Origin of the sequence: Micromonospora sp. NPDC023814 (genome assembly GCF_040639595.1) — a bacterium.
GTDB lineage: Bacteria > Actinomycetota > Actinomycetes > Mycobacteriales > Micromonosporaceae > Micromonospora.
Genome location: NZ_JBFAAF010000189.1, coordinates 1 through 2926, shown reverse-complemented (window position 1 = coordinate 2926; position 2926 = coordinate 1). Strand labels below are relative to the sequence as shown.

Annotated in this window: 3 protein-coding genes; 2 read left to right on the top strand and 1 reads right to left on the bottom strand. The window is 71.3% G+C overall.

Translation table 11 applies throughout. The features are described 5' to 3' along the window. Window positions 1-71 precede the first annotated feature (71 nt). Entirely contained in the window at window positions 72-389 is a 318-nt protein-coding gene (locus AB0G14_RS35210; protein ID WP_357705059.1) for an integrase core domain-containing protein, read from the top strand. A gap of 328 nt (window positions 390-717) precedes the next feature. Here AB0G14_RS35210 and AB0G14_RS35205 read toward each other — a convergent pair whose 3' ends face one another. Next, on the bottom strand, window positions 718-996 hold the full coding sequence (locus AB0G14_RS35205) for a hypothetical protein (protein ID WP_357705057.1): 279 nt from the start codon (window positions 994-996) through the stop codon (window positions 718-720). Window positions 997-1655: 659 nt separating this feature from the next. On the opposite strand from AB0G14_RS35205, the gene AB0G14_RS35200 reads away from it, so the two are divergent. After that, complete coding sequence (locus AB0G14_RS35200) at window positions 1656-2834, top strand: ATP-binding protein (RefSeq protein ID WP_357705061.1); 1179 nt, start codon at window positions 1656-1658, stop codon at window positions 2832-2834. Window positions 2835-2926 lie beyond the last annotated feature (92 nt).

The window sequence follows — 2926 nt, the reverse complement described above, 5'->3', positions numbered from 1 at the left end:
GCAAGTCTCTGGGGTGGAGAAGCCAGCAGAAGCCCTGAACGAACACCTAGAATCGATCCAACGAGCCGGTGTTGCAACGACTCCTTGAACCTAAGGAGTACACCTCGGCCGACTTCGCCAGAGCCTGCGCCCGCTGGAAGGTACGCCAGTCAATGGGCAGGGTCGGATCATGCTTCGACAACGCCGTCGCCGAGGCCACCTTCTCCACCATCAAGGTCGAGTACGTACACCGCCGCCACTTCCGCACCCGCACCGAGGCCCGCCTGAAGATCGCCACCTGGATCGCCGACTTCTACAACCAGCGTCGCCGGCACTCCGTCTGCGACTGGCGATCACCCATCGACTACGAACGATCAGAGGCCCGCGCCCTGGAGGCCCGGGCCGCATAACGGAACCCTCCACGCTCCCAGGGGATTGACAATCCGATGGCGCCGGATGCGAAGCGAACGCGGGAGACCAGCGCGCCCAACACCGTCCGGGCACGCGGCTGAGCATGTACAACCCATGCTCAGTCTTTAGGAACGGTATCCGGCGACGCACCGAGCCAGCACGCGCGCCGCCCGCGGTGATCCCTCCGCGGCGACCTCGTACATCATTGTGGGGGCGAGCTGGTGCGGGCCTGGCGCGGCCAGCCGGCCCCGTCGGCGCCAACCCCGAGATATCGGTGACGAGCTGGACCCTGGCCGAGCGGTGACGGTCGTCGCGGCCGCGCGTCGCTCAGGCGGTGATCGTCACCTTGTCGATGTCCGGAGCCGGCCCGTTGTTGAAGAAGCGCAGCCTCACCTCGCCCGCCGGGACGTCCGCGGTGACCTGGAAGGTCCGCGGCACCTCCCATCCGGCGCCGTCGACCAGGCGGACGACCGGCGCTCCACCGTTGATGCTGAGCTGGACCCCCCGCGGGCCGTCAGTCTCGTACGTCACGGTGATCGTGCGTTCGCCACCGACCGGGACGTCGGCCACGACCGTCAGGTCGTCCTCCTTGAAAATGTAGGCCACGCGGGCACCGCCCGCGCAGGGCGCGCATGGCACCGCCTTGGTTCCACCCCGCAGGATGTTCCCCGGGGCCTCGGCCTCGACCGCGATCGTCCTGAATGGCGGTGCCGGCGGCCCGGTGGGTGGTCGAGGGGCCGACGAGGTGGACGGCCGTGCGGTCGGGGCGGTGGTCCGGCGCGGCGTGCCGGTGACGGCGGGCGTCGCCGACGGCGATGCTGACGGCGTCGGCGACGCCGTGGCCGGCGCCTCCGCGGTCGGCGAGGCCGGAGCCGTCGACGGAACGGGTCCGGCTCGGTCATCGTCGCCGCCGGTGAAGCCCGCGCCGGGGATGACGAGGTTCGCGGTGATGACGGCGGCGGCCAGGCAGAGCAGCGCCGCCGCCCAGGCACGGCGGTCCAGCCGCAGGGACACCGGGGCCGCTGGCCCCGCGGTGTCAGGATTATGGTCGGGGGAGGGGCCCGTCCGGTGTTGGCCGGTGGGGTTTCGATCTCGTCTCATCGCGTCGTTGAAGGTACCTGTCTCGTGGCTCAGAGGCGAGGGTGAACCCGTGCCCGCGTACCCGGTGGGTGGCGTGTTCAGACCGCGTTGCTCGCGTGTGGCGTCCCCGGTAGGTTCTTGCGCCCAGGACGCCTACGGCCGACGAAGGATCACCGGTGCAAGCAATGACAACCGCCGCAGCGAACCGCGGGATCGACCGCGCGGTCGCGACCGTCGCCCTCAGCCGCGCCGTCCTGCTCATGCGAGGTGCGGCGACCGCCGCGACGGCCCTGGCCACGGTACGGCTCGCCGACGACCTCGCCGCCACCGCGCGTACGCTCGGCATCGTGGTGGCCGCCACCGTCCTCGGCGTCGCCGTCCTTTCCCGCTGGCCCGGCGCGTTCCGGCACCGGGTGCTCGTCGTGGTGGCGGACACGGTGGTGGTCGCGGCGTTACTGGTCACCGATGGCGGCGTCGCCTACTTCTCCTATGCGGCGGGGGCCTGCGCTCTGGCCGGCGTACTCTATGGAATGTCCGGTGTGTCCATTTGGGCCGCACATGCCGCACTCGGCTACACGGTCGCGGTCGTGATCCTGCGGCGGGTTGCCGCCCCGGTCGACGTCGCCGCTTTCGTGATGGCGTTCCCGGTCGTCAACGTGCTGGCCGGGCTCGGCGGCGCGGTGGCCATGGGGGCGTTGACCCGGTACGTCGACCTGATGGTCACCACCGCGGCCCGTGCCCAACGGTCGGCCGCCGCCTCCGAACGCGCCCGCCTCGCCCGTGAGCTGCACGACTCCGTCTCCAGCACACTGCGGGGCGTGTCGTTCGCGGCGCTGGCCCTGCCGTCGTCCCTGCGCCGCAGCCCCGATCTCGCCGAGCAGCTGGCGGAGACGGTCTCCCGTGGCGCCGCCGCGGCGGCTGACCAGGCCCGCGACCTGATCGAAGGGCTGCGCCTGGACGACCCGACCAGGACCCTCGCGGACGCGGTCGAGGACTACTGCCGGCGGTGGAGCGCGCGCACCGGCACACCCACCCGCCTGCGTCTGACCGACGCGGCGGACCAGCCGATCGCCGTGCGCTACGAGCTGATGCGGATCCTGCGGGAGGCCCTGGAGAACGTGGACCGGCACGCCGAAGCCGCCGGGGTCAACGTGTCGCTCGGCCCGGCGCAAGGGGCCGGGTTCGTGATGGTGATCCAGGACGACGGTCGCGGCTTCGCGCCGGCGCCGCCCTCGACGTTGCTGGCATCCGGCCACTACGGCCTGGTCGGAATGCGGGAACGCGCGCTGGCCATCGGCGGCGTCCTGGAGTTGGAGTCCGCTCCCGGTCGTGGCACGACGGTTTCGGTGCGGCTGCCGTCTTAGTACTCCAGCCGCACCTGGTGAAGTCGGAGTCTTCGCTGGTAGTGGGCTGTTTTGGCGCGGTACTGGTGCCGGCGTCGCCATCGTGACCATCG

Bases quoted from the DNA above. Each gene is read 5' to 3' on its own strand.
- AB0G14_RS35200 (WP_357705061.1), top strand. From the start codon at position 1,656: ATGACAACCGCCGCAGCGAACCGCGGGATCGACCGCGCGGTCGCGACC.